The organism is uncultured Castellaniella sp., from assembly GCF_937988725.1.
GTDB lineage: Bacteria > Pseudomonadota > Gammaproteobacteria > Burkholderiales > Burkholderiaceae_B > Castellaniella.
Map to the genome: position 1 here is coordinate 357105 of NZ_CALKHS010000004.1, position 26588 is coordinate 383692.

Genomic DNA, 26588 nt, shown 5'->3' on the forward strand with positions numbered 1-26588 from the left:
ATCATCATAATCTGCGCCCGGGCCGGGCGGTGAGCGCCGCCGGACGGGCGTCCGGGGATCGCCAGGCCGGCCGCGGCGCGGGCGATTCCGGCCGGTTCCGGCAACAGATCGGATGCATATGTTACGAGACCCGCCGGGGGGCGGGATATGGCTCCGGGGTCATGGGTGGGGAACTTTGCTAAAATAGCGTGTTTTGCATTCAAGCCCGCCCTACACCCAGGAGATTCTCATGGCCGAAATCAAACGCACGCGGCGCAATACGCTCGAACGCCGTTGCCTTGGCAAAGCGTTCAAGCGCCTTTTCGTGCGCGCCCCCAAAGGCGTCTTCAAGATGCTGGAAAAGGTCAAACGCGTCTAAAACACACGCCGGACCCGCCGTATTGTTTACATACAATTCGGCATCGGGGAAACCACGGACACCGCCGTCCGTGGTTTTTTTTTGCCGCTATCATGAAGCCCTGAGGACAGGAGGAGTTCACCGGCATGGCTTGCTGGCGTCATTTGTTTTCCGTCGTCACCCCCACTTTCAACCGGGCGCACACGCTGGAACGCGTCTACCGGTCTCTGCAGGAACAGTCGTTCCAGGACTTTGAATGGGTGGTGGTGGACGACGGGTCTACCGACCGGACCCGCACCCAGGTGCAGGAATGGCAACAAGAAGCCAGTTTTCCGATTCGTTACATCTGGCAACCCAATCAACACAAGAAAACAGCCTTCAACAACGGCGTGCGCCAGGCCAGGGGGGAATGGCTGGTCGCCATCGACAGCGACGACGAACTGGACCCCAACGCGCTCTACCAGATGGCCCAGGTCTGGGAGCAGGTGCCCCCGGCGCAGCGCAGCCGCTACGTGGCGATCACCGGGCTGTGCGCCCGGCCGGACGGCCAGGTGGTGGGGGACATGTATCCCGACGACGTCATGGACATCACTTCGCTGGACATGACTTTCCGCTACCACGTGCGGGGGGAAAAATTCGGCTGCCTGCGCACCGATGTCCTGCGCCAGTTTCCCTTTCCGGAAGACATTCCCGGCTTCGTGCCGGAAAGCCTGGTGTGGCGGTCCATCGCCCGCGCCGGCTATCTGACGCGCTTCGTCAATCAGGTGTTCCGGGTCTACCACGACAGCGGCGACGGCCTGTCGCGCCAGCGGCAGGCGGCGGACAGCAGCCGCCACGCGCTGGGCCTGTGGCTGCTGTCCTACGATACGGTGGAATGCTGTCTGCCGTGGCTGCGCTACCAGCCCTCGTCCTTTCTGGCGGCAGCCGTGCGGTATACCCGTTTCGCCCTGCATTTGCGCGCCCGCCGCGTGGCCCGGCCCCAGGGACGGCGCCTGACCCATCCGCTGTCCCGCCTGCTGGTGGTGGTCATGTGGCCGGCCGGGGTGGTCCTGTACGCGCGGGATCGCGTGCGCGAAGCCATCGCCCGCAGCAAACATCCCGTGGCGACCTGAACGCCGGATCGGGCGCCGGGGCGCCGCGTCGGTCAGTGCAGGGTGCGCCCTGCCCCTGGAAGGTCGCCATCGTCCTCGTCATCGTCGGGCTCGTCGATGTCGGCGGTGTCGTCCTCGTCGTCGGGCTGGCTGGTTTCCGACAGTTCGAAGGGCAGCAGTTCGGACAGGGTGTCCGACCAGCCGGCTTCCTCGCCCTGCGCGTCGACCTTGATGTAGCGGCAGCCTTCCAGTTCGGACAGCTGGATGGCCCACAGGAATTCGCAATCGATCGGCTGGCCGTCGCTCAGGTCCAGCCCGCCGCCGTTGCCCAGGAAGCGGGCCCCGTGGCCGCCGGCCTGGACGTGCGGGCGGTCTTCGGCCTCGTCGTCGGGGCCCAGGGGCAGGGCGAACAGCGCCCATTCGAAGCCTTCGTCGGGTTCCGTGACGATTTCGGCGATGACGGGCTTGCCCATGTAGGCGCACAGGGCGTCGGCCGTGCGGCCCAGCAGGTCGGCCTCGGCGGCGGTGAAGGTCAGCATGGCGGTGTCCGGGAATCCAGTAAGTCGGTCTTCGCTCATTGTACGGTCTGCGCGCTTGCATGACTGCAGGGCGTCCGGCCTACAATCGACCCTTTATGCGGCCGAATCCCTCGGCCCGAGCTTTGACGGTGACGCCATGGCACAGTACGTGTATTCCATGAACCGGGTGGGCAAGATCGTGCCCCCCAAGCGCCAGATCCTGCGCGACATTTCCCTGTCCTTCTTTCCGGGCGCCAAGATCGGCGTGCTGGGCCTGAACGGTTCCGGCAAATCCACCCTGCTGAAGATCATGGCCGGGGTGGACAAGGACATCGAAGGCGAAGCCGTCCCCATGGCCGGCCTGCGGATCGGCTACCTGCCTCAGGAACCCCAGCTGGATCCCGAACATACCGTGCGCCAGTCCGTCGAAGCCGGGCTGGGCCAGGTGTTCGAGGCCCGCAAGCGGCTGGACGAGGTCTATGCCGCCTATGCCGAGCCCGACGCCGATTTCGACGCGCTGGCCGCCGAACAGGCCGAACTGGAAGCCGTCATCGCGGCGGCCGCCACCAGCGGCAGCGACGATATCGAAACCCAGATGGAAATCGCCGCGGACGCCTTGCGCCTGCCGCCCTGGGACGCCGTGGTCGGCAAGCTGTCCGGGGGCGAGAAGCGCCGGGTGGCCCTGTGCCGCCTGCTGCTGTCCAAACCCGACATGCTGCTGCTGGACGAGCCCACCAACCACCTGGACGCCGAATCGGTGGAATGGCTGGAAGTCTTCCTGCGCCAGTTCCCGGGCACAGTCGTGGCCGTGACCCACGACCGCTACTTCCTGGACAATGCCGCCGAATGGATCCTGGAACTGGACCGCGGGCACGGCATCCCCTGGAAGGGCAACTACAGTTCCTGGCTGGAACAGAAGGAAGACCGCCTGAAGCACGAGGAAGCCGCCGAATCCGCCCGCCAGCGCACGATCAAGAAAGAGCTGGAATGGGTGCGGCAGAATCCCAAGGGCCGCCAGGCCAAGGCCAAGGCCCGCCTGGCCCGGTTCGAGGAACTGTCTTCGCACGAATACCAGAAGCGCAACGAGACCCAGGAAATCTTCATTCCCGTGTCCGAGCGCCTGGGCAACGAAGTCATCGAATTCCGCAATGTCTCGAAGTCGTTCGGCGACCGCCTGCTGATCGACGATCTCAGCTTCAAGGTTCCCGCCGGGGCCATCGTCGGCATCATCGGCCCCAACGGCGCGGGGAAATCCACGCTGTTCCGCATGATCGCCGGCCAGGAAACCCCGGATTCCGGCGAGGTCGTGCCGGGCCAGACCGTCAAGCTGGCCTACGTGGACCAGTCCCGCGATTCCCTGCCCGACGACAAGACCGTGTTCGACGCCATTTCCGACGGCGCCGATCTGCTGACCGTGGGACGTTTCGAGATGCCGGCGCGCGCCTATCTGGGCCGCTTCAATTTCAAGGGCGCGGACCAGGGCAAGCAGGTCGGCAAGCTGTCGGGCGGCGAACGCGGCCGCCTGCACCTGGCCAAAACCCTGATCGCGGGCGGCAACGTACTGCTGCTGGACGAGCCCTCCAACGACCTGGACGTCGAAACCCTGCGGGCGCTGGAAGACGCCCTGCTGGAATTCGCCGGCAGCGTGATGGTCATCAGCCACGACCGCTGGTTCCTGGACCGGATCGCCACGCACATCCTGGCCTTCGAGGGGGATTCCCAGGTGGTGTTCTTCGATGGAAACTATCAGGAATACGAGGCCGACAAGCGCCAGCGCCTGGGCGAAGAAGCCGCCCGGCCGCGCCGGATCCGCTACAAGGCCCTGAAATGAACCCGGCGGGCCGGTCGCCGAGGCCGGCCCGCCGACGATGGAGCGTGTCATGAAATTCGTGGATGTGAACCAGGCCCTGCTGACGTCCGGCGCCAGCCTGCTGCTGATCGTGGACATGCAGGAAAAACTGCTGCCCGCGATCCAGGATGCCGACGCCCTGCGGGGGCGGGTGGCGCGGCTGGCCCAGGCGGCCCGCCTGCTGTCCGTCCCCGTCTGGGCCACGGAGCACTGGCCTCAGAAGATCGGCCCGACCCATGCCGAGCTGGCGCCCCATGTCGACCGGGTCGTCTCCAAGACCCATTTCAACGCCTGCCGCGAAGCCGCTTTCCTGAGGCAGTGGCCGGCGGGCCGCACCCGGGTGTTGTTGACAGGCACGGAAGCCCACATCTGCGTGTTACAAACTGGCCTGGGCCTGGCGCAGGCCGGCTACGAGCCGGTGCTGGTCACGGACGGCATCGGATCGCGGCGCGCCTCCGACCGGGCGGCGGCCTGCGAACGCTGGCGCCGCTACGGGTTGGAGGCCGTCACGTCCGAAATGGCCCTCTACGAGTGGCTGGAAACCCCGGCGCATCCCGCCTTCCGCGACGTGTTGGCCCTGGTGAAATAAGGGTTTTCCGGCTTGCGGACAGCCGGGCTCGAAACAAATGTAGCCTCGGCTCACAGTTTCCGGCACGGGGCCGGGTTATAAAGAAATCAAGGTATTCAAAGAAGGAACTCCCTATGACTATTCGTACCCTTGGGAAATTCAGCGCAGTGCTGGTGTTGGCGACCGCCATGGCAGGCTGCTCCTCCTGGGACAACATGAGCCATCGTCAGAAATCCGCCGTGACCGGTGCCGGTCTGGGCGGTGTGGCGGGGGCCGTGATCACGGGCGGCGGTATCCTGGGTACGGTCGGCGGCGCCGCCATCGGTGGCGTGATCGGTGATCAGGTCGGGAAGAACCGCTGATTGGATAGCTGAACAGCTCATCACCTCCTGCCGGGATTCATCCCGGTCAAGAAAAAGGCCCTGCAGCAAGGCTGCGAGGGCCTTTTTCTTTGCGTCTCCTGTTCCGGATCTTGACTTTCAGAGTGATCCCGGCTTAAATTCAAACGATCGTTTGAATTTATATGAGACCCGGCCGTCCGGCTCTGGCGCCGAGCCAGCCGGACGGCCAACCATCCGGAGACCTGGAGATGCCCGACTTTAAAGCCCCCTTGCGCGAGATCCGTTTCGTGCGCGACGAGGTTCTGAATTATCCCGACCACTATCAGTCCCTGCCGGGCTGCGAAGAAGCCACGCCGGACATGGTCAATGCCATCCTGGAAGAAGGCGCGAAATTCTGTCAGGACGTGCTGGCGCCCCTGAACCCGGTCGGCGATCGCGAGGGCTGCACCTGGTCGCCGGAGGGCGTCGCCACCCCCAAGGGCTTCAAGGAAGCCTACGCCCGGTACGTGGAAGGCGGCTGGCCGGCGCTGTCGCACGATCCCGCCCATGGCGGCCAGGGCCTGCCCGAATCGCTGGGCATGGCCATCAGCGAACTGATGGGCGAGGCCAACTGGGCCTGGGGCATGTATCCCGGCCTGTCGCATGGCGCCATGAACACCTTGCAGGCGCATGGCACGCCGGAACAGCAGAAGACCTATCTGGAGCCCCTGGTATCCGGGAAATGGACGGGTACCATGTGCCTGACCGAGCCGCATTGCGGGACCGACCTGGGCATGCTGCGCACCCGTGCAGAGCCCCAGGCCGACGGCAGCTACCGGATCAGCGGGACCAAGATCTTCATTTCCGCTGGCGAACACGACATGGCGGAAAACATCGTGCACATCGTGCTGGCCCGCCTGCCGGACGCCCCGGCGGGAACCAAGGGCATTTCCCTGTTCATCGTGCCGAAATTCCTGCCGGACGGGCAGGGCGGCCCTGGCGAGCGCAATGCCGTCAGCTGCGGGTCCATCGAGCACAAGATGGGCATCCACGGCAATGCCACCTGCGTCATGAATTTCGACGAAGCCACGGGCTTTCTGATCGGCGCGGCCAACAAGGGCCTGAACTGCATGTTCACCTTCATGAACACGGCGCGGCTGGGCACGGCCATCCAGGGCCTGGCGCACGCCGAGGTCGCCTTCCAGGGGGCGAACCGGTACGCCCGTGAGCGCCTGCAGATGCGGGCGCTCAGCGGCCCGAAATTCCCGGAGCAGCCGGCCGACCCCATCATCGTGCACCCCGACGTGCGCCGCATGCTGCTGACCATCAAGGCCTTCGCCGAAGGCAATCGCGCGTTGCTGTACTACGCCGCGCAGCAGGTGGACATCGCCCATTACAGCCAGGATGCCGAACAACGCGAACTGGCGGACAAGCTGCTCAGCTTCCTGACGCCGATCGCCAAGGCCTTCATGACGGAAACCGGCTTCGAGGCCGCCAACCTGGGGGTTCAGGTGTTCGGCGGCCACGGCTATATCGCCGAGCACGGGATGGAGCAGAACGTGCGCGACAGCCGTATTTCCATGCTGTACGAAGGCACCACCGGCGTGCAGGCGCTGGATCTGCTGGGCCGCAAGGTGCTGATGACCCAGGGCGAAACCCTGCGGGCCTTCACCAAGATCGTGCACCAGTTCTGCAAGGCGCAAAGCGGCAACCGGGCGATCTCGGAATTCGTCAAGCCGCTGGCCGAGCTGAACAAGGAATGGGGCAGCCTGACCATGAAGATCGGCATGTCCGCCATGACCAACCGCGAAGCCGTGGGCGCGGCCTCGGTCGATTACCTGATGTATTCCGGCTACGTGACCCTGGCGTATTTCTGGGCCGACATGGCGCGGGTCGCCGCCGAGAAACTGAAGGCGGGCGAGGGCGACAAGGCCTTCTATCAGGCCAAGCTGCACACGGCCCGCTTCTACTTCACCCGCATCCTGCCGCGCACCCTGGCGCATGCGGAAGCCATGAAGGCGGGGCCCGACGTGCTGCTGGACCTGCCGGCCGAGGATTTCGCCCTGGGCTATTGACCGCTGGGCCGGGGTCGATCCCGCGACAGCGGTACACTGGCCGCTTTGCCTCGCCTGCGACCCCGACATGCTGTTGACCCTGCTGAACATCGTCCTGCCCGTGTTTGCCGTGGCTGCCCTGGGCTATGTCTTCGGGCGGCGCCAGGCCCGGGCGCCGGACATGGGTTTCGTCAATCACGCCAATGTGATGGTGTTTTGCCCGGCGCTGGTGTTTTCCGCCCTGCTGGCCAATCCGGTGGATCTGAGCCGGGGCTGGCCGCTGATGGCGGCGACCGCGCTGATCGTCATCGTGCCGGGGCTGCTGCTGCTCTGCGTGCGCCGTCCGGGGGTGTCGCGCCCGGCCTTTCTGGTGCCGGGCATGTTCCGCAACACCGGCAATATCGGCATTCCCCTGATGATGCTGGCCTACGGCAAGGACCTGCTGGGCGACATCGTCATGGTGTTCGTGCTGTCGAACCTGCTGCATTTTTCCCTGGGGCTGTATCTGCTGTCGCGGGGCCGCAACCGCTGGCTGTGGCTGCGCAATCCGAATGTCTGGGCGGCCGTCCTGGGGGTCGGGATGGCCCCGTACCGGCACTGGATCCCGGACTTCGTGACGACGTCCATCGATCTGACCGGGCAGATCGCCATTCCCCTGATGCTGTTCGCCCTGGGGGTGCGGCTGTCGCAGGACCGGATCGAGCAGCTGGGCCTGGCGCTGCGCATCAACGTGCTGTATTTGCTGGCGGGACTGCTGACGCTGCCGTTCGTGCTGTGGCTGCTGCCGCTGACCCCCGAATGGTCGCGGCTGATCATCCTGTCGGCGATGCTGCCGCCGGCCGTGCTGAACTACCTGCTGTCGGAACAATACAAGGTGGAGCCGAAGACGGTGGCCAGCGTGGTGCTGCTGGGCAATCTGCTGTCCGTGGGGGTGATCCCGCTGGTGGTCTGGGCGACCCTGAGCTGGATCTGACTGGACGCGAAACAGCCCTTGCGGGCTGATCTGCGCCTGTCAGATCCGAGCCGCTTGCAAGCGGCGAGGCGGACGGATATCCCGATCCGGGATCCGAACCGGCAGGCGCGGATCCGGATCAGTTCGCAGGGGCTTTGTCTCGGCTTGTGGCAGCCCCCCACGTCGCGGCCTGCAGGCCGCTCCGATTCGGCAGGCGTACATCAGCCCGCAGGGGCTGATGTACGTCCGGCCTCATCCTGCGGCATCTCGATCTTCACTTCCAGGACTTCCAGGGAATCCTGGCGGTCCAGGTTGACCTTGATGTCATCCGGGTTGATCTTCACGTATTTCGAGATGACCGCGATCAGTTCCTGCTGCATCTGCTGCAGGAAGTCCGGGCTGTTGCCGCTGCTGCGTTCGTTGATCAGAATGAGTTGCAGGCGGTCTTTGGCGATGCTGGCCGAGTTCTTCTTTGATCCGCCGCGCAGAAAGTCCAGGAACGACATGCTTATTTACCCCCGAAAAGCCGTTTGAACAGGCCCGGCTTCTCGTAGTCGACGAAACGCATCGGTTTTTCCTCGCCCAGGTAGCGGTCGATCACGTCCCGATACGCCTGGGCCACGTCGGTGTCGTCTTTGTGGATGGCGGGGACGCCTTCGTTGGAGGCCTGCAGGACGGTTTCGGATTCCGGGATCACGCCGATCAGGCGGATGCGCAGGATGTCCTCGATGTCGCCCAGCGACAGCATTTCGCCGTCGGCCACCCGCTTGGCGTTGTAGCGGGTGAGCAGCAGGTGTTCCTTGATGGGGTCTTCGCCTTTCTCGGCGCGGCGCGATTTAGCGGACAGGATCCCCAGGATGCGGTCGGAGTCGCGCACGGAGGAGACTTCCGGGTTGGTGACGACCAGGGCGTCGTCGGCGAAATACGAGGCCATGAGGGCGCCGGTTTCGATCCCGGCGGGCGAGTCGCAGACGATATATTCGAAATCCATGGCCTGCAGGTCGTTCAGGACCTTTTCCACGCCTTCGCGGGTCAGGGCTTCCTTGTCGCGGGTCTGCGAGGCCGGCAGGATGTAGAGGTTTTCAAGCTGCTTGTCGCGGATCAGCGCCTGGTTCAGCGTGGCTTCGCCCTGGATGACGTTGACGAAGTCGTATACGACACGCCGTTCGCAACCCATGATCAGGTCCAGGTTGCGCAGGCCGACGTCAAAGTCGATGACGGCGGTCTTGTGGCCGCGCATGGCCAGGCCGGCCGAAAAGCTCGCGCTGGTGGTGGTCTTGCCCACGCCCCCCTTGCCGGAAGTGACTACAACGATGCGCGCCATGGTGTTGGTATTCCCCTGTTTTCAAAGTTCATGACATCGTAAAGCAAAATACCGTGATACATCGGGTGTGTCGTGGCCGAACGTATCCGTATTTGACGATTTTTTAGAGCGCCCGGATCCGCAGCGTTTCGCCGTCCAGCGTGATCTGGGCTGGCTGATTATGCAGTGTTTCGGGCAAACGGGTTTCGACCACCCGGTAGACGCCCGCGATGGCCAGCAGTTCCGGGTCCAGCTGGGTGGTCAGGATCATGGCGTCGGCGCGCCCCTGGGCGCCGGCCATGGCCTTGCCGCGCAGAGGGCCGTAGACGTGGATGTGGCCGTCGGCGATGACTTCGGCGCCCTGGCTGACCTGACCCATGACGATCAGGTCGCCGCCCTTGGCGTAGATGCGCTGGCCCGACCGGAGCGGGTGGCGGATGACCAGGGTCTGGCTGGAGCCGGCTTCCGTGGTCTTGGGCACTTCCGGCAGCGCCGGCGCGGCTGCGGCCGGGGCCGGGACCGGAGCCGGAGCCAGGGTGGCGGCGGGCGCCTCTTCCCGCGCGCCGGCGGCGTCCGTGGCGCCTGTGGCGGGCCGGCTGGCCGAAGCGTCCAGCGGGGCCAGGCCGGCCTTCAGGGCCGACGTCTGCAGGTCGGAGTCGATCTGGACCCCGATGGGATGCAGGTGGTGCTTGCGCAGGGCGGCGGTCAGGACCTTCCAGTCGGGCGCGTCGTCCAGGCCCAGGGCGTCCAGGATGACGGGTTCGTTTTCGTAGAAGGAGCCGGCTTCGCGCATGCGCTCGTCCAGCGCCTTCAGCAGGGCGCCGGTGTCGGCCGTGTGCAGCACGGCGCGCAAGGTATAGAGCGTCGCGCTCTTGAAGTCCAGGGTGTCGGATCGGCTAGCCATGGCGCACGTCAGGCCCAGGTGTCGCGCAGGGTCACGGCGCGGTTGATCACGGGATGGTCGGGGCTGGAATCGTGCCGGTCGGCGACGAAATAGCCCAGCCGCTCGAATTGCCAGCAGGCGCCGGGTTCGGCCCGGGTGCCCGGTTCCAGCCAGGCCTGGACGACGCGGCAGGAGTCCGGGTTGATGGCTTGCAGGAAGTCCTGGTCGCCCCGGTCGGGGTGAGGCTCGCGGAACAGCCGGTCGTACAGGCGGATTTCCGCCGGAACGGCGTGGGCCGCGCTGACCCAGGTGATGGCGCCCTTGACCTTGACGGAATCGGCGCCCGGGGTGCCGCTGCGCGTGTCGGGCAGGTATTCGCAATGGACTTCGACGATGTCGCCCTGCTCGTTCTTGACGCAGCCGGTGCAGCGCACGACGTAGCCGTATTTCAGACGCACCAGATTGCCGGGGAACAGGCGGAAGTATTTCTTCGGGGGATCTTCGCGGAAATCGTCGCGTTCGATCCAGAGTTCGCGGGTCAGCGGGAATTCGCGCCGCGCGCCGTCCGGGTCGTGGGGGTTCACGGGGGCGGTGCAGGGTTCGGTGAGGTCGGCCGGGAAGTTCGTGATGACGAGCTTCACCGGATCCAGCACCGCGACGGCGCGCGCGGCGGTCGGGTCCAGGTCGTCGCGCAGGGCCTGTTCCAGCACGCTGTAGTCGATGCGGGAATCGGCCTTCGAGACGCCGAGCCGGTCGCAGAACAGGCGGATGGAGCTGGGCGTGTAGCCGCGGCGGCGCAGGCCCGCCAGGGTGGGCATGCGCGGATCGTCCCAGCCCTGCACGTGGCCGTCGAAGACCAGCTGGCGCAGCTTGCGCTTGCTGGTCACGACGTAGCTGAGGTGCAGCCGGGCGAATTCATGCTGGCGCGGCAGCGGCGCGGCCAGTTGTCCCAGTTCGGCCAGGCGTTCCAGGATCCAGTCGTAGAACGGGCGCTGGTCCTCGAATTCCAGGGTGCAGATGCTGTGCGTGATGCCTTCCAGGGCGTCTTCCACCGGGTGCGCCCAGGTGTACATGGGGTAGATGCACCAGGCGTCCCCCGTGCGGTGGTGGCTGGCATGGCGGATGCGGTAGAGCACCGGGTCGCGCAGATTGATGTTGGGCGAGGCCATGTCGATGCGGGCCCGCAGGGCCATGGCGCCGTCCGGATACTTGCCGTCCCGCATGTCGCGCAGCAGGGCCAGGGATTCGTCCGCTGGCCGGTCGCGCCAGGGGGAATTCACGCCCGGCTCGGTCAGGGTGCCGCGGGTCGCGCGCATCTCGTCGGCCGATTGCTGGTCGACGTAGGCATGCCCGGCCCCGACCAGGGCCTCGGCGAACTGGTAGAGCGTTTCGAAGTAGTCGCTGGCGTAGAAGCAGTGTTCCGTGCCGTTGGCCGTCCAGTCGAAGCCCAGCCAGTGGACCATGTCGATGATGGCCTGGACGTATTCGTCTTCTTCCTTTTCCGGATTGGTGTCGTCGAAACGCAGGTGGCAGATGCCCTGGTAGTCGCGCGCCAGCCCGAAGTTCAGGCAGATGCTTTTGGCGTGGCCGATGTGCAGGTAGCCGTTGGGTTCGGGCGGAAAGCGGGTGCGGATGCGGGCGGGATCGATCGCCCCGGCGAGGCGCGCGCCGGCCGGGCTGGGCGGCAGCGCCCAGCGCCGACCCTGATAGCGACCCGACTTCAGGTCGTTGTCGATGATGGTGCGCAGAAAATTGGAAACAGGCGCGGCGTCGGTGGTCATACTGTCCGGTGCATAATAAACTAGCGCACATTATGACTCAAACCGCATGGGTTCTGTCGCTGACCCAGTTCTATTTGGGGCTGGGTTTCATGCTGTTCTTCCTGGCGCTGGAACTCGGCCTGGCGTGGGTGCTGTTCGTCCTGCGCCTGCGCGCCCGCCATGGGGGCGCCGCGCTGCTGGCCTACCGCTTCTGGGTGCGCATCTACGCGCTGGCCCTGATCATCGGCTTCGCGGCCAGCCTGCCCCTGTTGCTGCAGCTGGGCACGCTCTGGCCCGATTTCATGGATCGCGCCGGCGAAGTGGCCGGACCGCTGCTGGCCATGGCCATCCTCACCGCCTTCATCTTCAAGTCCTGCTTCCTGGGGGCCATGCTGTACGGCCAGCGCTCGCTGTCCGACCGGGCGCATACGGCGGTCGTCGGTATGGTGGCGCTGGGCACGTCCCTGACGGCCTGGTGGATCGTGGTGCTGCTGGCCTGGCTGCAGTGGCCGGTGGGCACGACGCTGGCGGACAACCATTACCAGATCACCAGCTGGCCCGACCTGCTGGGCGGGGCCGCGCCGGCCCTGTTCGGGGTGCTGGTGTCGGGCGGCCTGATGCTGGCGGCCACGCTGATGCTGTCGATCACGGCCCAGCGCACGCGCTCGCGGCCCAGCGACGAAGGCGACCGGGCGGTGTTTGCGGGCGGGGCCTGGCTGCTGCTGGTCGCGCTGATCCTGCAGGTCGCCCTGGCGGGTTGGCTGGGGCGTCAATTGCTGCCGGTCCAGCCGGCCCGGGTGGCCGCGGTCGTGCCGCAGTGGCAGAGCGGGCCGGCCGAACGTCTGTCCCTGCTGGCCTGGCTGGATGTGCCGGCCGGCCGCAATGCCTGGGTGCTGACCGGTCCCGCCGTTCCGCCGGACTGGCTGCCCGGGGCGACGGCGGTGGATGGCGGCGTGATGGACAAGGTCCAGGGGCTGGATGACCTGATGGGCATGCGGCCTCCCGTCTGGCTGACTTATGCCAGTTCGCGCCTGGCCGTCCTGCTGACGGGAGCGCTGGCCGTGATGGCCCTGATCGCCTGGTGGCGGGGGCGCCGTCTGGGCTTCGAGCCCGACAGTCTGAGCGATTCCGGCCGCGCCGGGCTGCGCGTCATGGCCTGGGTGGCGCTGGGGGTGCAGGCGGCCGGATGGGGGCATTTGCTGGTGGGCAGCCTGCCGTATGCCATCTACGGCACCGTCACCCTCAGGGAAATCGGCACGGTGCAGTCGCCGGACAGCCTCTGGCTGGTCCTCGGGCTGCAGATCCTGGTGTATGGCGCCCTGGCCCTGGGGTTCCGCCAGCTGCTGGGCCATACCCTGCGCTACGGCGTGGTGCCGGTCGCTCGTCATCGGGGGCGCGCATGATCGATTCTCTGGCCGCCCTGGTGGGCCTGGGGGCGCAGGACCCCGCCTTCTGGATGCCGCTGGCCCTGATGGGCATCTTCTTCGCCGTGCTCGTGGCCGGCGTGCTGCTCGACGGCTTCGACATCGGCGTGGGCTGCGTCTCCCTGGTGGCGCCGGCCGCCCTGCGGCCCCGCATGCTCTCTTTGCTGGGACCCTGGCGGGATGCCAATGAGTTCTGGATGTTCCTGGGCATCGGCCTGCTGGCCGCCGCCTTTCCCTACGCCTGGTCGCAGACCCTGGGGCGCCTGTATCTGCCCCTGTCCCTGCTGGGGCTGGGGACCTTGCTGCGCTCAGTCTGCTTCGAATGGCGCTTGCGCGCGCCGGCGGAACGGCAGGGGCCGTGGCAGTTCGGTTTCGGGGCGGGGGCGGTCCTGGTCGCGTTTTCGCACGGCTATCTGCTGGCCCGGGTGGCGGTCGCCTATCAGACGGGGGCCGGCTATACCGGCTTCGCCGTATTGATGGGGGTGTGCGCGGTGGCCGTCTACGGCCTGCTGGGGGCGGCCTGGCTGATGATGCGCGAGGCGGGGGAACTCCGGGTCCGCGCGGTCGGCTGGGCGCGGCGCACCTTGCGCTGGAGCGCCGTGGGCGCGGTCGGCGTCTCGGTGGTGCTGGATTTTTCCAATGCCGGCGTCTTCCTGAAATGGGGCGATGGCCAGCATTGGCTGGCCGTCGGCCTGGTGTGGGGCGCTCTGCTGCTATGTTTCGTGCTCACGGAAATGACGCTGCAGCGCATGATCGCGCACAGCTACCGGGCCTCGGCCCTGCCGTATGCGCTGGTGCTGGTGATCGTGCTGCTGCTGCTGGGCGGGCTGGCCTACAGCTTCTTCCCTTACGTGGTGCTCGACGAAGTCACGCTCTGGGACGCCGCCGCGCCGGTGGCGACGCTGCGGCTGGTCCTGTCGGCCACGGTGATTGCGTTCCCGGTGGCGCTGATCTTCAATCTCTGGGTGTACTGGCGCATGCTGGGGCGCTCGCGTCCCCCCAGTCCACCGGATTTTCGCGGTTGAATCATGCGGGGACCTGATCTGCGCATTCAGGCGGATGGCGTGGCGGCCATGTTGTGCTGGGCCGCTATCGCCGGGCTCGGCGGCGCGCTCGTCACGATCGCCTTTCACGCCGGCATCCACGCCATCCAGCGCCTGTTCGCCGAACAGCCGGGCCTGATCACCCAGGTCATGGGCAGCCTGTCCTGGCCCTTGCGCCTGCTGGTGCCGACGTTGGGCGGCCTGTGCGCGGGCATTTTGCTGGTGGCGGCCCGGCGGGTGTCGCGCGACAAGCATTCCAGCTACATGGAAGCCGTGGCCATCGGCGACGGCCGCATGTCCCTGGGGCAGGGGGTGCTGCGCTCCCTGTCGTCCCTGTGCACGGTGGCGTCGGGCGGCTCGATCGGCCGCGAGGGCGCGATGGTGCACCTGGCCGCCCTCTGGTCGTCCGGCCTGGGGCGGCTGCTGCGGGTCGATACGGCGCACCTGCGGCTGCTGGCGGCCTGCGGCGCGGCCGCGGGCGTATCGGCCGCCTACGGCGCTCCGCTGGCGGGCGCCGTGTTCGTCGGCGAGATCATCCTGGGGTCGATGTCCTTCCAGAATTTCGGTCCTTTGCTGGTGGCGGCGGCGGTCTCCAGCCTGGTCATGCATCTGACCGGCCACTACGAGCCCCGCTATCCGCTGCCGGATCTGCAGGCCGCGCCGGTCGAGCTGCTGCTGCCCTGCCTGGCCCTGGGAGTCCTGGCCGGGGTGGGGGCGGCCCAGTTCCTGCGCTGCATCCACGGGGTCAAGACGCTGTTCGACCGCACTGGGCTGGGCCTGCCGTGGCGCCTGGCGCTGGGCGGGCTGCTGCTGGGCGCCTTGCTGACCCAGCTGCCCGACATGGCCGGCAACGGCAATCGGGTGGTGCTGTCCCTGCTGCATGACGATTGGGCCTGGCAGACCGTGCTGCTGATGCTGCTGTGCAAGGTGCTGGCCACCGCCCTGACGGCCGGCTCGGGCGCGGTGGGCGGGGTGTTCACCCCGACCCTGTTCGTGGGCGGCGCGCTGGGGGTGCTGTTCGGACAGGTGCTGGGCGACGCCTGGCCGATGCTGGCCGGGCACGGCGCGGTCTTCGCCCTGGTGGGCATGGGCGCGTTCCTGGCGGCCGCCACCAGCGCGCCCTTCATGGCGATCCTGATGATCTTCGAAATGACGCTTAGCTACCAGATGGTGCTGCCGCTGGTGCTGGCCTGCGTCGTGGCCTATTTCGTCTCGCGCGGGCTGGCCCAGGCCGTCATGTACGAGGTCACGCTGCACCACGAGGACAATCAGGCCCTGCGCCAGCGCCTGCGCCAGGCGCGGCTGGACAGCCTGCTGCGGCCGGCGGAAACCGTGGTGCGGACCACCATGCCGGTGCGCCAGGCTCAGGAAATGTTCCTGGATTACCCGGTCAAGTATCTGTATGTGGTGGACGAGGAAAGCAGTTGGCAGGGCGTGATCGCCCAGCAGGACCTGACCCGCATGATGCTGGGGGAAATCGACGTCGCGGCCAAGACCTGCGGCGAGGTCCTGCGCCTGGATTTTGTCAAGCCTCTGTATCCCGACCTGAGCCTGGACGAGGCCCAGGCCCAGTTCAGCGCCTTCCAGGGCGAACGCCTGCCCGTCGTCAGCCGCGACCGGCCGGCGCGCCTGCTGGGGGTGGTCTACAAATCGGATCTACTGGAACGCTATTCGCAGTTGAAGCGGGCCGTGGATAGCGAAGACGCCTTCGTGCTGTCTCCCCGGCGGCGCTGAGGCGCCGGCCGCGGGCTTCGGCGGCGGACGCGGGCGCTGGTCCGGCGGTCCTTACGATATACTGTGCTTTTGCACAGTCAACCGTCTGTCCAGCGCAGGCCTTTTTGCGGCACGGCATTCCATGGCGATACAACCCGATTCCCTGTCTTCCGGGGCCCCCGAGCCCCGGCTGGTGGCCCCCGACGTGGCGTCGCACGCCGAAGACTCCATCGAACGCGCCCTGCGGCCCAAATCCCTGGGCGACTACGTCGGCCAGCAGCGGGTGCGCGACCAGCTCGACATCTTCATCGCCGCCGCCCGGCAGCGCGGCGAATCCCTGGATCACGTGCTGCTGTTCGGCCCGCCGGGGCTGGGCAAGACCACCCTGGCGCATATCGTGGCCCACGAAATGGGGGTGCAGCTACGCCAGACCTCCGGTCCGGTGCTGGAACGCCCCGGCGACCTGGCCGCCATGTTGACCAATCTGGAACGCAACGACGTCCTGTTCATCGACGAAATCCACCGCCTGTCGCCCGTGGTGGAGGAAATCCTCTACCCCGCTCTGGAAGACTTCCAGATCGACATCCTGATCGGCGAAGGCCCGGCCGCCCGCAGCGTGAAGATCGATCTTCAGCCCTTCACCCTGGTGGGGGCGACGACCCGCGCGGGCATGCTGACCAATCCGCTGCGCGACCGCTTCGGCATCGTGTCGCGGTTGGAATTCTATTCGGCCGAAGACCTGACCCACATCGTGCAGCGCAGCGCCGGCCTGCTGGGGGCGGACGCCACCGCCGACGGCGCGGCGGAAATCGCCCGCCGCTCGCGGGGCACGCCGCGCATCGCCAACCGCCTGCTGCGCCGCGTGCGCGACTACGCCGAAGTCCGCGCCCAGGGGCGCATCGACACGGCCACCGCGCAGGCGGCCCTGGCCATGCTGGAAGTCGATCCCCAGGGGCTGGACCTGATGGACCGCAAACTGCTGGAAGCCATCGTCCACAAATTCGACGGCGGCCCGGTGGGGGTAGACAGCCTGGCGGCCGCCATCGGCGAGGAACGCGACACCATCGAAGACGTCATCGAACCCTACCTGATCCAGCATGGCTACCTGCAACGCACGCCCCGGGGCCGCATGGCCACGCGCCGCTGCTGGCAGCATCTGGGCCTGACGGCCCCCGGCGGCGGGGACGGAGACCAGCTGTTTTAGAGCTTGCTCCTGTCAGGAATGGTCATTGTCCGTTTGGCTGCCTAGAGGCATCACGGCCGCGTATGGACGAGTAAGCTCCAACGGTCCACCCCGGCGCCCCACGCCCCGAATGACGAGAAGTGGAGCATCGCTGGTTCTTGAGCCGCGTCATCTCAAAAGAATGGCAGTGTGATCCTGTCGTCTATCGTCGTGTCGAGGCTATGCACAACGACGATGAATTTGCCATTCCCTCCGTCAGGGGCCTGGCGGGTTCGGATCGAGCAAGCGCCGTGCCTGTCGCGAAAGGCAGACGCTTTCCAGTGTATGAGGCGCGACTTACACATATCTTAAAAGTACTTGACATTTTTCTTTAAACACTGATTGCTTCGCATGAATTGGGGTTCCGACTCTTTTCGGCGACGTACCATGAAAGCGATTTTCTGCCGGAGGTACACAGTGACTGAAGAAAATCTCGCCGGGGCGTCGCGGGCGGCGCCTGTCGGGCCGGATGCGGAGCTCACGCGCATCTTCAGCGCCTATACAGTCTGTGCGACGATCTGGCTGGTGTTTGCAACGGCGATCGGCATGCTCCTGGCCGTCAAGCTGGTCTACCCGGAATTCGCCGGCACCGCCCTGCCGCTGACGTTCGGGCGCCTGAGGCCGATCCATACCAATGACACCTTCTACGCATGGGCCAGTCCGGCGATGATCGGGCTGGCGCTTTACATCGCGGCAAAAAGCTCCGGGGCGCGGCTCTATAGCGCGCGACTCGCCTGGATCACTCTGATCCTGCTGAACGTTGCGGCGGTGGCTGGCACGGTGGCGCTGGACCTGGGCTTCAACAACGGCGCTCAGGAATACCGTGAATGGCTGTGGTGGATCCGCGTGATCCTGGGGGCGGGGCTGGTGCTGACCGCGTGGAATCTCATCGGCACGGTGGCCCGCCGGGCGGGAAAGGACATCTATCTGTCCAACTGGTACACCATCGGCGGGACATTGTGGACCATCATCATCGTGCTCATCACGCTGGCGCCCTGGTACCAGCGTGGCCTGGGGCAGGTCGCCGTGCAGGGCTATTACATGCACAATGCCGTGGGCATGTGGTTCACGCCGCTGTGCCTGGGGATTTTCTACTATGCGCTGCCCAAGGCGATGAACCGGCCTATCTATTCATATTCGCTGGGCATTTTCGCGTTCTGGACCAATCTGGCGTTCTATCCGCTGCTGGGGGCGCATCATTTCCTGTTCAGTCCGCTTCCCTGGTGGCTGCAGACCACAGCCATCATCGCGAGCGTGGCCATGCTCGTCCCTGTGTGGGGCGGCAGCGCCAATTATCTGCTCACCATGCGCGGGCAGCCGGAGCGCCTGTATCGGGCGCCGGCCATGTTCATCCTCGTGGGCGTGCTGGGCTACCTGATCGGCTCCACTCAGGGCACGCTCGAGGCCTTTCGCTCCATGCAGGCGATCTGGCACTTCACCAATTACGCGGTGGGGCACTCGCATCTGACGATGTACGGTTTCGTGACCTTCGCCATCTGGGGAGGCATCTATGAGTTGTTGCCGCGCGCGACGGGCCGCAAGCCCGACAATCTGCTGTTGGGCATCCATTTCTGGCTGGCCACGGTGGGCATCGTGGTCTATGTGATGGCGCTGTCCATCGGCGGCACGGTTCAGGGCTTGGACTGGGTGGCTGGGAAGCCCTTCATCCAGTCGGTGGCGGACATGGCCCCCTACTGGTTGTGGCGGTCCGTGGGCGGCTTGCTGATGTTCCTGAGTCATCTGGTATTCGCCTGGAACGTATGGGACATGAGCTATCGTCGTGCGCCGGGCGTGGTTCGGATGCCTGCGGCGGTCGGGACGGGAGTGTGATTCATGTTCAAGTTGCTGGCGATCGCCGGGGGTTCCGCCCTGTTGTATGCCGTCTGGTCGTTCATGATGGCGATATTGCCCGGTTTCGAGCTGGCGGCCGTGCCGCCCGGTTCCGGGGTGGATCAGTTGACCCTGCTGCAGCAGCACGGCCGGGATGTCTATGTCAGTGAAGGGTGCGCTTACTGCCACACGCAGCAGGTCCGGCCTTTGCCGGTGGATCGGATCTTCGGGCACCCTTCCGCGCCTGGGGACTTTGCCTACCAGACACCCGAACTGCTGGGGTCGGAACGGACCGGACCCGACCTGACCAATGTGGGTCAGCGCCAGTCCAGCGCTATCTGGCAGTACATCCACCTGTACGATCCGCGCGCGGTGGTACCGCAGTCGGTTATGCCCCCGTTCAGGGCCTTGTTCGAGGTCCGGGACCAGGCGCCTGCGGGCGAGCAGGCTGTGCCGGTCCCCAAGTCCTACGCCCCCGCGCACGGCGTGGTGGTGCCGACCGCCGATGCCAAGGCTCTCGTGGCTTATCTGCTGTCGCTGAAACAGCCGGCTTTGCCCAAGGGGGAATCCGGAAGCTCGGCGATGGCGGCGCCGGCCGCCGCGCAACCGGCCGCATCGTCGTCGCCGGGCGGCGGCGCGACTGCGGCAGGAGCCGCGGTTGCGTTCGATGCGGCGGATGGCGCCCGGCTCTTTGCGTCGACCTGCGCGGCCTGTCATGGCGCCCAGGGGGCCGGGGTCCCGGGCGTGTTTCCGCCGCTGGCCGGTAATCCCGTGGTGAACGACAAGGATCCCGGCGAGCACGTCCGGGTGGTGCTGCACGGCCTGCACGGCCGGACCATCGGCGGCACGGCCTATGCCGCGCAAATGCCGTCCTTTGCGGCGCAACTGAGCGATGCCCAGATCGCCGACATCATCGACCATGAACGAACATCGTGGGGCAATCATGCGCCTGCGGTGACAGCCGGGGAGGTGGCGGCGATCCGGGCGAAGGGAGAGCAGCCATGATGATGGAAGCCTGGGCTGACCATTGGGTGGGCAATCTGGTGATTCTGGTGGTGTTCGGCTTGGGAACCGTCGCGTGCTTCGCGGTCGCGTTGCGCATGCTGATCCATCCGGGCGAACGGGAAGCGCATCATCCCAAGTACCGGATCTTGCGTGATGATCGGTAAAGGAGTCAGTGCCATGGGAGACGAATCGCGCATCCGCATCTATCTCGACGAGCAACCCGAACCCATCGCGGAGTATGCGCCTCCGGTGGCGGTGAACCTGGACACGCGGACCTTGCCGGACGGCCCGCATCGTCTGCGGATCGAGGCGCGCAGCCACGACGGCCAGGTGGGTGTGCGCGAGGTGCCATTCCAGGTTCGCAACGGCCCGGGCATCACGCTCACCGGGATTCGGGCCGAGGCGATCGTGCATGGCAATCTGCATTTCACGGTCAATGCCTTTGGAGCCGAGGAGCCGTTCGAACCGCGCCGGGCCGAGTCGCCGTCGCCCATTCCCGTCTGGCTCTGGGTGTTGTCTTTGGTGATCGTGGCCTGGTCCGCCTGGTATGCGGCCGTGGATTGGGAGCCGCCCGCGCCTTATTCGCAGGCGCCGACCTACGTGCAAGGCACGCTCTGGCAGCATCGCTGATCGCCGCAGGCCGTCTCGTCGCGTCCTTCAGATGGGATGGAAGGGCGCCCGGTGCGCTAGCTCTGGACCTGCGCCACGCAGGCCACCACGTCGGCGCCGTAGGTTTCCAGCTTGCGGGCGCCCACGCCGCTGACGCCGGCCAGGGAGTCCAGGCTGTCGGGGTTGCGCAGGGCGATTTCGCGCAGCGTGGCGTCATGGAAGATCACGTAGGCGGGCACATTGTGCTCGCGCGCCGTGCGCGCGCGCCAGGCCCGCAGGTGTTCGAAGCGCGCCTGGGCGTCGGGCGGCAGGGCGTCCAGCTGGGCGTCGGTGGTGGTGCGCTGGCGGCTGGCCTTGGCGCGCTTGACGGCCACCGGGCGCAGCATCAGGGTGCGTTCCCCCTTCAGCACCGCGCGGCTGGCCTCGGTCAGGGCCAGGGTGCCGTAGCCTTCCAGGTCCACCGTCAGCAGGCCCAGCGCCAGCGCCTGGCGCAGGACGCCGCGCCAGGCATCCACCGACAGGTTTTCCCCCACGCCGAAGACGCTGAGCGTGTCGTGCCCCTGCTGCTTCACGCGGTCGGTCATCTGGCCGCGCAGGATGTCGATCAGGTGGCCGCCGCCGAAGCGCTGGCCGCGTTCGCGCCATAGCCGGTAGACGGTCGACAGCAGTTTCTGCACCGCCACCGTGCCGTCCCAGGCGGCGGGCGGTTCAAGGCAGGTGTCGCAATTGCCGCAGGGCTGGATGGTCTGGCCGAAATAGGCCAGCAGATCCTGGCGGCGGCAGGTGACGGTTTCGCACAGGCCCAGCATGGCGTCCAGTTGCCGCACCTGGCGGCGCTGGTGCAGGGAATCTCCGTCCGAGTCGTCGATCATGCGCCGCTGCTGCACCACGTCTTGCAGGCCGTAGGCCAGCCAGGCGTCGGCCGGCAGGCCGTCGCGCCCGGCGCGGCCTGTCTCCTGGTAGTAGCCCTCGATGGATTTCGGCAGGTCGATGTGGGCCACGAAGCGCACGTCGGGCTTGTTCACGCCCATGCCGAAGGCGATGGTGGCGACCATGACGATGCCGTCCTCGCGCAGGAATCGGGCCTGGTGATCGGCGCGCGTCCGGGCGTCCAGCCCCGCGTGGTAGGGCAGGGCCGCGATGCCGTTGCGGGACAGGAATTCCGCCGTCTGTTCCACGCGGGTGCGCGACAGCGCATAGACGATGCCGCATTCCCCGGCGTGTTCCGCGCGGATGAAGTCCAGCAACTGCCGGCGGACCTCCTGCTTCTCGATGATGCTGTAGCGGATGTTGGGCCGGTCGAAGCTGGCGACGAATTGCGGGGCCCCATCCAGCGACAGGCAGGTGACGATGTCGCTGCGGGTGGCCGCCGTGGCGGTGGCCGTCAGTGCCACGCGGGGGATGTCGGGCCAGCGTTCCGCCAGCAGGCTCAGGCCCTGGTATTCCGGACGGAAGTCGTGCCCCCATTGCGAGACGCAGTGGGCCTCGTCGATGGCGAACAGGGCGATGCGGCCCCGGGCCAGGAAGTCCAGGCAACGGGGCGTCAGCAGCCGTTCGGGGGCCACGTACAGCAGATCCAGTTCGCCGCGCAGGAAGGCGCGCTCGACCTCGCGGGCCTGGCCAGGCGTCTGGGTGGAATTCAGGAAGGCCGCCCGCACCCCCAGTTCCTGCAGCGCGTCGACCTGGTCCTGCATCAGCGCGATCAGGGGGGAAATCACCACGCCGGCGCCGGGCCGCACCAGGGATGGAATCTGGTAGCACAGCGATTTGCCGCCGCCGGTGGGCATCAGCACCAGGGCGTCGCCGCCGGCGATGATGTGCTCGATGATGGCCTGCTGTTCCCCCCGGAAGGCGTCGTAGCCGAAGACTTCGCGCAGCGCGTCCAGGGCCGAGCCGTAGCGGGCGTGCGGGGGAGTGTCGTCGCGGGTCAGGGCCTGCACGGGTTCGCCGTCCTCGTCCCACAGGGGGATGCCGTCTTCTTCCATGCAGTCCTCAGCCTCTGGAAAGCGCCTTCAGGGCCTGGCGGATGCCGTCGGACACGGTCAGGCCTTCCGGCAGCGCGCCGATCGCGCGGCGCGCCTCGGCGCTGGAATAGCCCAGGGCCTGCAGGGCGTTGAGCACGTCGCTGTCGCGCGCGCCGGCGGGCGCGGCGCCGTCCGTGCGCGGCGCGCCCGCCAGCGGGGCGAGCTTGTCGCGCAATTCCAGCAGCAGGCGTTCGGCGGTCTTCTTGCCGATCCCGGGCACTTTGACCAGCCGGCCGGATTCCTGGCGCTCGACGGCGTCGGCCAGGTCCTCGACGCTGAGCCCCGAGAGGACGGCCAGCGCGGTGCGGGCGCCGATCCCGGTGACCTTGATCAGGGCCCGGAAGGCGCTGCGTTCGGCGGCGCTGGCGAAGCCGTAGAGCACGTGCGCGTCTTCCCGGATCGCCAGGTGCGTGTGCAGGCTGACGGTCTGGCCCACCGGGGGCAGCTTGTAGAGGGTGCTCATGGGCACGTCGATTTCGTAGCCCAGGCCGCCGGTCTGGATGCAGACGGTGGGGGGGCTCAGTTCGATGAGGGTGCCGGTGATGCGGCCGATCATGGTGATGGATTCCTGGAATGCGGGGGGTGCGGAGAGGGCGGGCCGCGGGTGGCCTTCAGGATACCAGACGGCCGGTGCGCAGGCGCCGCGTGCGGGGCGACAGTGTCTCGGGGGCCAGGGCCTGCAGCCGGCCCGCCAGTGGCGCGCAATGCGCGTGGCAGATGGCGCAGGCCAGGGCGTCGGCGGCGTCCGGCGCGGGCTCGCCGTCCAGCGTCAGCAGGTGGCGCACCATGACCTGGATCTGTTCCTTGCTGGCGCGGCCGGTGCCGACCACGGCTTTCTTGATCTGCAGCGCGGTGTATTCCTGCACGGCCAGGCCGCTGTCGGCCAGGGCGCACAGGGCCGCGCCCCGCGCCTGGCCCAGCAGCAGGGTCGAGGCCGGGTTGGCGTTCAGGAAGACCTTTTCCAGGGCGGCCTGGTCGGCCTGGGCGTCCCGGGCGACTTCCCGCAGATTGTCCAGGATGACTTTCAGGCGGGCGTGCAGCGGCAGGTCGGCCGGCACCACGATGGTGCCGCTGGCGACGTAGCGCAGCTGGACGCCGTGGGCCTCGATGACGCCGAAGCCCGTGCGGCGCAAGCCCGGATCGACCCCCAGGATGCGCATCAGTGGCGGAAGTGCCGGGTGCCGGTGAAGACCATGGCGATGCCGCGCTCGTCGGCGGCGGCGATGACTTCGTCGTCGCGGATGCTGCCGCCGGGCTGGATCACGCAGGTCGCGCCAGCGTCGGCCACCACGTCCAGGCCGTCCCGGAACGGGAAGAAGGCGTCCGAGGCCACGGCCGAGCCCTGCAGCGACAGGCCGGCCTTTTCCGCCTTGATCGACGCGATGCGGGCCGAGTCGATGCGGCTCATCTGGCCGGCGCCCACGCCCAGGGTCATGCTCTGGCCGCAAAAGACGATGGCGTTGGATTTCACGTACTGGGCCACGTTCCAGGCGAACAGCAGGTCCTGCATCTGGGCGGCGGTGGGCGCCAGGCGGGTGACGACCTTGACGTCGGATTCGTCGGCCGGGTGGCCGTCCGGATCCTGCACCAGCCAGCCGCCGCCGACGCGTTTGACGTCGAAGGGGTTGCGGGCGGCGCCCGGCGGGACTTCCAGCACCCGCACGTTCTTTTTCGCCGACAGGACGGCCAGCGCCGCGCCGGTGTAGGCCGGAGCGATCAGGACTTCCAGGAACTGTTCGCTGACTGCGCGGGCGGCGGCGTCGTCCACCGTGGTGTTGAAGGCGATGATGCCGCCGAAGGCGGAGGTCGGGTCGGTCTTGAAGGCCTGCTGGTAGGCGGCCAGCGCGTCCGCGCCCAGGGCCACGCCGCAGGGGTTGGCGTGCTTGACGATGACGCAGGCGCCGGTGGCGAAGCTGCGCACGCATTCCCAGGCGGCGTCGGCATCGGCGATGTTGTTGTAGGACAGTTCCTTGCCTTGAATCTGGCGGTAGCCGGCCAGCAGGCCTTCGCCGATGGGCTTGTCGTGGTAGAAGGCCGCGCCCTGATGGGGATTTTCGCCGTAGCGCAGGGCCTGCTGGCGTTCCATCTGCACGGTCAGCACGCGCGGCCAGGATTCGCGGGCCGGCACCTGCGCGGGCGCGGGCTCGCGGTCCGCCAGGCTGCTGAGGTAGGCCGCGATGGCGCCGTCGTAGGCGGCCGTGTGGGCGTAGACCTTGGCGGCCAGTTCCAGGCGCAGGCCGTAGGAAGGCTGGCGCGCCGGGCCGTCCATGTCGGCCAGCACGCGGGGGTAATCGACGGGGTCGATGACCACCGTGACGCCGCCCTGGTCCGAGCCGTGGTTCTTGGCGGCGGAACGCAGCATGGCGGGGCCGCCGATGTCGATGTTCTCGATGGCGTCGGCCAGGATGCAGTCGGGCTTGCTGACCGTCTGCTGGAAGGGATACAGATTGACCACCAGCAGGTCGATGGTCGGGATGTTCTGGTCCTTCAGGGTCTGCATGTGCTGCGGATCGTCGCGCCGGGCCAGCAGGCCGCCGTGGATGCGCGGGTGCAGGGTCTTGACCCGGCCGTCCAGGATTTCAGGGGAGCCGGTGTGGGTGGCGACTTCGGTCACGGACAGGCCGGCGTCGCGCAGCAGGCGGGCGGTGCCGCCGGTGGACAGCAGGGCCACGCCGCGCTGGGCCAGCGCCTGGGCGAATTCGACGACGCCCGATTTATCGGACACGGAGATCAAAGCAGTCTGTATGGTCATGGCAGCGGGGAAAGGACGGGAAGGAGATCAGGCGGTCAGTTGGTGGACCTGGAGTTTCTTGCGCAGGGTGCCGCGGGTGATGCCCAGCATGTCGGCGGCGCGCGTCTGGTTGCCTTCGGTGCGTTCCAGCGCGACCTGCAGCACGGCGCGTTCGACGCACAGGTTCACCATGGCGAGCATGTCGTTGGGCGCGGAATCCCCGAGATCTTCGAAGTAGCGATCCAACTGGTCGCGAACGGCTTGTTCCAGGGGCGTCGTGGTAGGCATGGGATGGAGGGAATCAGGAAAGTGTCTTGAGTGGAAATCGTCAGTGCAATATGGCCGGGGCCGGGACGGCGAACGCGCCGGCGGGCTGATCGTCCAGCCAGCGCCGCAGCGCCTGGGACTGCCGCGCCGTGCTGTCGAGCGCCATGATGGCGGGCAGCAGGGCGTCGGCCCCCGGCAGATCCGCCAGATACCAGCCGATGTGCTTGCGGGCAGTTCGCACCCCGGTGGTTTCGCCGTAAAACGTGTAGTGGTCTTCGAGATGGCCGAGCAGGTGTTCGCGCAGTTCGCCGTACGTGGGCGGCGCCAGATGGGTGCCGTGTTCCAGGTAGTGGGCGATCTCGCGAAAGATCCAGGGGCGACCCTGCGCGGCGCGTCCGACCATGATCGCATCGGCCCCAGTGTAGTCCAGAACGGCGCGGGCTTTTTCAGGGCTGTCGATATCGCCGTTGGCGATCAGGGGGATGCGGATGGCCTGGCGGACTTCGCGGATGGTGTCGTATTCGGCCTGGCCGGCATACAGGTCGCAGCGCGTGCGGCCGTGCAGGGTCAGGGCGGCGATGCCGCAGTCTTCCGCCAGGCGGGCGATGCGCACGGCGTTGCGGCTGTCGCGATCCCAGCCCGTGCGGGTCTTCAGGGTCACGGGAATGTCCAGCGGGGCGCAGGCCGCCACCACGCTTTGGAGGATGCGGGCCACCAGGGCTTCGTCGCGCAGCAGCGCCGAGCCGGACGCCGCGTGGCAGACCTTCTTCACCGGGCAGCCCATGTTGATGTCGATGATGCGGGCGCCCTTGCGGATGTTGAACAGGGCGGCCTCGGCCAGCATGTCCGGGTCGGCGCCGGCGATCTGCACCGCGATCGGGTCGGGTTCGCCTTCGTGATTCAGGCGGCGGGACGTCTTCACGCTGTCCCACAGGCGCGGGTTGCTGGCGGCCATCTCGGAGACGGCATAGGCCGCGCCCAGCGCCTTGCACAGGCGCCGGTAGGGGCGGTCCGTGACCCCCGCCATGGGGGCCGCGCAGACGGGGTGGGGGAGGGTCCAGGTTCCGATACGCATGGCCGGTATT

The 26588-nt window shown here is 67.2% G+C and carries 26 protein-coding genes; 15 read left to right on the forward strand and 11 right to left on the reverse strand.

Features of this window, described 5'->3' with window-relative positions; genetic code table 11:
* Positions 1–229: 229 nt before the first annotated feature.
* Together Q0263_RS05160 and Q0263_RS05165 are read left to right on the forward strand one after the other, a co-directional pair.
* Complete coding sequence (locus tag Q0263_RS05160) at positions 230–358, forward strand: hypothetical protein (RefSeq protein WP_003803595.1); 129 nt, start codon at positions 230–232, stop codon at positions 356–358.
* A gap of 125 nt (positions 359–483) precedes the next feature.
* Entirely contained in the window at positions 484–1449 is a 966-nt protein-coding gene (locus tag Q0263_RS05165) for a glycosyltransferase family 2 protein (RefSeq protein WP_298013978.1), read from the forward strand.
* Between the two features lie 32 nt (positions 1450–1481).
* On the opposite strand, the gene Q0263_RS05170 is transcribed toward Q0263_RS05165, so the two are convergent.
* Entirely contained in the window at positions 1482–1967 is a 486-nt protein-coding gene (locus tag Q0263_RS05170; RefSeq protein WP_298013980.1) for a hypothetical protein, read from the reverse strand.
* A gap of 136 nt (positions 1968–2103) precedes the next feature.
* On the opposite strand from Q0263_RS05170, the gene ettA reads away from it, so the two are divergent.
* The 5 genes from ettA to Q0263_RS05195 all read left to right on the forward strand — a co-directional run bounded on the left by ettA (position 2104) and on the right by Q0263_RS05195 (position 7710).
* The gene (gene ettA / locus Q0263_RS05175) at positions 2104–3777 is read left to right on the forward strand and encodes an energy-dependent translational throttle protein EttA (RefSeq protein WP_298013982.1); all 1674 of its coding nucleotides are present in this window, start codon (positions 2104–2106) and stop codon (positions 3775–3777) included.
* 49 nt (positions 3778–3826) lie between these two features.
* Positions 3827–4384, forward strand: coding sequence for an isochorismatase family protein (locus tag Q0263_RS05180; protein WP_298013984.1), 558 nt, complete (start codon positions 3827–3829; stop codon positions 4382–4384).
* Between the two features lie 113 nt (positions 4385–4497).
* Positions 4498–4725, forward strand: a complete 228-nt coding sequence (locus Q0263_RS05185; RefSeq protein WP_298013986.1) for a glycine zipper 2TM domain-containing protein — start codon at positions 4498–4500, stop codon at positions 4723–4725.
* A gap of 227 nt (positions 4726–4952) precedes the next feature.
* Complete coding sequence (locus Q0263_RS05190) at positions 4953–6758, forward strand: acyl-CoA dehydrogenase C-terminal domain-containing protein (protein ID WP_298013988.1); 1806 nt, start codon at positions 4953–4955, stop codon at positions 6756–6758.
* A 67-nt stretch (positions 6759–6825) separates the two neighbouring features.
* Positions 6826–7710, forward strand: a complete 885-nt coding sequence (locus Q0263_RS05195) for an AEC family transporter (RefSeq protein WP_298013990.1) — start codon at positions 6826–6828, stop codon at positions 7708–7710.
* A gap of 200 nt (positions 7711–7910) precedes the next feature.
* On the opposite strand, the gene minE is transcribed toward Q0263_RS05195, so the two are convergent.
* The 4 genes from minE to Q0263_RS05215 all read right to left on the reverse strand — a co-directional run bounded on the left by minE (position 7911) and on the right by Q0263_RS05215 (position 11656).
* The gene (minE, locus tag Q0263_RS05200) at positions 7911–8195 is read right to left on the reverse strand and encodes a cell division topological specificity factor MinE (protein ID WP_298013992.1); all 285 of its coding nucleotides are present in this window, start codon (positions 8193–8195) and stop codon (positions 7911–7913) included.
* Between the two features lie 2 nt (positions 8196–8197).
* Positions 8198–9013, reverse strand: a complete 816-nt coding sequence (gene minD, locus Q0263_RS05205) for a septum site-determining protein MinD (RefSeq protein WP_298013994.1) — start codon at positions 9011–9013, stop codon at positions 8198–8200.
* A 103-nt stretch (positions 9014–9116) separates the two neighbouring features.
* Positions 9117–9896 carry a septum site-determining protein MinC gene (minC, locus tag Q0263_RS05210; RefSeq protein WP_298013996.1) on the reverse strand — a complete coding sequence of 260 codons (780 nt, stop codon included), beginning with the start codon at positions 9894–9896 and terminating at the stop codon, positions 9117–9119.
* Positions 9897–9904: 8 nt separating this feature from the next.
* The gene (locus Q0263_RS05215) at positions 9905–11656 is read right to left on the reverse strand and encodes a glutamine--tRNA ligase/YqeY domain fusion protein (protein WP_298013998.1); all 1752 of its coding nucleotides are present in this window, start codon (positions 11654–11656) and stop codon (positions 9905–9907) included.
* Positions 11657–11688: 32 nt separating this feature from the next.
* On the opposite strand from Q0263_RS05215, the gene Q0263_RS05220 reads away from it, so the two are divergent.
* From Q0263_RS05220 to Q0263_RS05255, 8 genes are all read left to right on the forward strand, one after another.
* Positions 11689–13038 carry a cytochrome ubiquinol oxidase subunit I gene (locus Q0263_RS05220; protein WP_298013999.1) on the forward strand — a complete coding sequence of 450 codons (1350 nt, stop codon included), beginning with the start codon at positions 11689–11691 and terminating at the stop codon, positions 13036–13038.
* Positions 13035–14084 carry a cytochrome d ubiquinol oxidase subunit II gene (locus Q0263_RS05225; protein ID WP_298014000.1) on the forward strand — a complete coding sequence of 350 codons (1050 nt, stop codon included), beginning with the start codon at positions 13035–13037 and terminating at the stop codon, positions 14082–14084. The genes Q0263_RS05220 and Q0263_RS05225 overlap by 4 nt, the downstream gene beginning before the upstream one ends.
* 3 nt (positions 14085–14087) lie before the next feature.
* The gene (locus Q0263_RS05230; RefSeq protein ID WP_298014002.1) at positions 14088–15836 is read left to right on the forward strand and encodes a ClcB-like voltage-gated chloride channel protein; all 1749 of its coding nucleotides are present in this window, start codon (positions 14088–14090) and stop codon (positions 15834–15836) included.
* 121 nt (positions 15837–15957) lie between these two features.
* Positions 15958–17019 carry a Holliday junction branch migration DNA helicase RuvB gene (ruvB, locus tag Q0263_RS05235; RefSeq protein ID WP_298014004.1) on the forward strand — a complete coding sequence of 354 codons (1062 nt, stop codon included), beginning with the start codon at positions 15958–15960 and terminating at the stop codon, positions 17017–17019.
* Between the two features lie 435 nt (positions 17020–17454).
* Complete coding sequence (locus Q0263_RS05240; RefSeq protein ID WP_298014006.1) at positions 17455–18867, forward strand: cbb3-type cytochrome c oxidase subunit I; 1413 nt, start codon at positions 17455–17457, stop codon at positions 18865–18867.
* 3 nt (positions 18868–18870) lie between these two features.
* Positions 18871–19872 carry a cbb3-type cytochrome c oxidase subunit II gene (locus Q0263_RS05245; RefSeq protein WP_298014008.1) on the forward strand — a complete coding sequence of 334 codons (1002 nt, stop codon included), beginning with the start codon at positions 18871–18873 and terminating at the stop codon, positions 19870–19872.
* Positions 19869–20036 (forward strand): hypothetical protein, encoded by a 168-nt coding sequence (locus tag Q0263_RS05250; RefSeq protein WP_298014010.1) that lies wholly within the window; start codon positions 19869–19871, stop codon positions 20034–20036. The genes Q0263_RS05245 and Q0263_RS05250 overlap by 4 nt, the downstream gene beginning before the upstream one ends.
* Positions 20037–20049: 13 nt before the next feature.
* Positions 20050–20502: a hypothetical protein gene (locus tag Q0263_RS05255; RefSeq protein ID WP_298014013.1), complete on the forward strand. Its 453-nt coding sequence runs from the start codon at positions 20050–20052 to the stop codon at positions 20500–20502.
* Between the two features lie 56 nt (positions 20503–20558).
* On the opposite strand, the gene recQ is transcribed toward Q0263_RS05255, so the two are convergent.
* The 6 genes from recQ to dusB are packed head-to-tail and all read right to left on the reverse strand — an operon-like array spanning position 20559 to position 26578.
* Complete coding sequence (gene recQ / locus Q0263_RS05260; RefSeq protein WP_298014016.1) at positions 20559–22466, reverse strand: DNA helicase RecQ; 1908 nt, start codon at positions 22464–22466, stop codon at positions 20559–20561.
* 7 nt (positions 22467–22473) lie between these two features.
* The gene (gene ruvA / locus Q0263_RS05265) at positions 22474–23061 is read right to left on the reverse strand and encodes a Holliday junction branch migration protein RuvA (RefSeq protein ID WP_298014019.1); all 588 of its coding nucleotides are present in this window, start codon (positions 23059–23061) and stop codon (positions 22474–22476) included.
* Between the two features lie 55 nt (positions 23062–23116).
* Positions 23117–23665: a crossover junction endodeoxyribonuclease RuvC gene (gene ruvC / locus Q0263_RS05270; protein WP_298014021.1), complete on the reverse strand. Its 549-nt coding sequence runs from the start codon at positions 23663–23665 to the stop codon at positions 23117–23119.
* The gene (gene purH / locus Q0263_RS05275) at positions 23665–25257 is read right to left on the reverse strand and encodes a bifunctional phosphoribosylaminoimidazolecarboxamide formyltransferase/IMP cyclohydrolase (RefSeq protein ID WP_298014025.1); all 1593 of its coding nucleotides are present in this window, start codon (positions 25255–25257) and stop codon (positions 23665–23667) included. Before purH ends, ruvC begins: the two co-directional genes overlap by 1 nt.
* Before the next feature lie 27 nt (positions 25258–25284).
* Complete coding sequence (locus Q0263_RS05280) at positions 25285–25524, reverse strand: helix-turn-helix domain-containing protein (protein WP_298014028.1); 240 nt, start codon at positions 25522–25524, stop codon at positions 25285–25287.
* Positions 25525–25564: 40 nt separating this feature from the next.
* Positions 25565–26578 carry a tRNA dihydrouridine synthase DusB gene (gene dusB, locus Q0263_RS05285; RefSeq protein ID WP_298014032.1) on the reverse strand — a complete coding sequence of 338 codons (1014 nt, stop codon included), beginning with the start codon at positions 26576–26578 and terminating at the stop codon, positions 25565–25567.
* Positions 26579–26588: the final 10 nt, after the last annotated feature.